Genomic DNA, 1,293 nt, shown 5'->3' with positions numbered 1-1,293 from the left:
GGGTAGTGTATTTAAAGTAAGGATGGATATATTGTGAAATTAGCAATAAGGAGCAGGTGTTATAAAATAGAGATCGCCAAACCTTTATTTTATATGACCACCTGTCCTCACTGCCATAGCCTAAATGTAGTAAAAAACGGTAAAAGCTACTACGGCAAACAGAACTACAAGTGCCGCTACTGCCGCAGACAAGCAGTAGAACGGGAGGATGAGAAGCTTTTGAGCCGTGATGAATTGCTAAAGTCGTTGCTTCTGGAGCGAATTTCCTTACGCGCCATAGCCCGCATCCTGCAAGTGAGCCTAGGCTGGCTGGTGCCGCGGGTAAAGGCACTTTGGCAGCAGGTGGGCGAGGCGCTGCCGCTTGGCAACCTGGAGAAGACAGAGATAAAACTGCTGTGTCTGGAGGCAGACGAGCAATGGAGCTTTGTAGGTGCCAAAGACTGCCCGGTATGGCTGTGGCTGGCAGTGGATCGGGGGACAGGGCTTGTGGTGGGATTCCACCTGGGGGCGCGGAATACGGAGGGAGCTAAAGGGCTGTGGCTGAGCATTCCGAAGCCACTACGGGAGAAGGCTCTGGTTTTTACAGACGGACTGGAAGCTTACGGAGCCGTTTTTGAAAAAGGTCAGCATCAGCCGGAGGGAAAGAAGGAGACGACAAGGATGGAGCGGCTAAACAACACCCTACGCCAAAGGTGCCCAAGACTGGTGAGGAAAACGCTCTCCTTCTCCAGGTCTTGGGAGAATCACCGTCTGGCAATACGCTTCCTACTGTACCACTTGAATTATGTGAAAGTAGCAAATAATATATCCTTACTTTAAATACACTACCCAAGTATGAGACACGGCTAAAAAGAATAGATTCCGCTATTTATCCTGAATTATAAAAATCTCATGCCCATCATCACTATCGAAACCACGGTCAAAGCCCCTTTAGATGTTTGCTTCGACTTATCCAGGAGCATTGACCTCCATACCATCTCCACTAAGCAAACTGGTGAACGTGCCGTTGCTGGCGTGACTACTGGTCTGATAGAACTGGACAAAACTGTCACATAGAGAGCAAAGCATCTTGTCGTGTGGCAGCACCAGGAGCAGAAATAGTTAATACTATGGATACTCAGACCTGAATGATGTAAGGTTTTCTTATGCTGGGATAGAGGCTCTTTATGTTTTAGGCGATGCTGATAATGGAAAACCATATATAGACTTAAATGGTTGGACACAGGTGAATCTGAGTGGTCATGGTTTTGGATAGATTCATCATGAATTTATTTACTGATAGAGCCATCTGAA

Annotated in this window: 2 protein-coding genes; both read left to right on the top strand. The window is 47.1% G+C overall.

Annotated features, from left to right (window positions below; all coding sequences use genetic code 11):
* Positions 1–93 precede the first annotated feature (93 nt).
* Positions 94–819, top strand: a complete 726-nt coding sequence (locus E1919_RS00480) for an IS1 family transposase (RefSeq protein ID WP_162051389.1) — start codon at positions 94–96, stop codon at positions 817–819.
* A 72-nt stretch (positions 820–891) separates the two neighbouring features.
* The gene (locus E1919_RS00475; protein ID WP_162051388.1) at positions 892–1,056 is read left to right on the top strand and encodes an SRPBCC family protein; all 165 of its coding nucleotides are present in this window, start codon (positions 892–894) and stop codon (positions 1,054–1,056) included.
* Positions 1,057–1,293 lie beyond the last annotated feature (237 nt).

Origin of the sequence: Pontibacter pamirensis (assembly GCF_010015475.1) — a bacterium.
In the GTDB taxonomy this organism is placed as follows: Bacteria; Bacteroidota; Bacteroidia; order Cytophagales; family Hymenobacteraceae; genus Pontibacter; species Pontibacter pamirensis.
This window is presented reverse-complemented; position numbering and strand designations above follow the sequence as displayed.

Excerpts from the sequence above, each read along its gene's own strand:
- E1919_RS00480 (WP_162051389.1), top strand. The coding sequence starts at position 94 with ATGACCACCTGTCCTCACTGCCATAGCCTAAATGTAGTAAAAAACGGT.
- E1919_RS00475 (WP_162051388.1), top strand. The coding sequence starts at position 892 with ATGCCCATCATCACTATCGAAACCACGGTCAAAGCCCCTTTAGATGTT.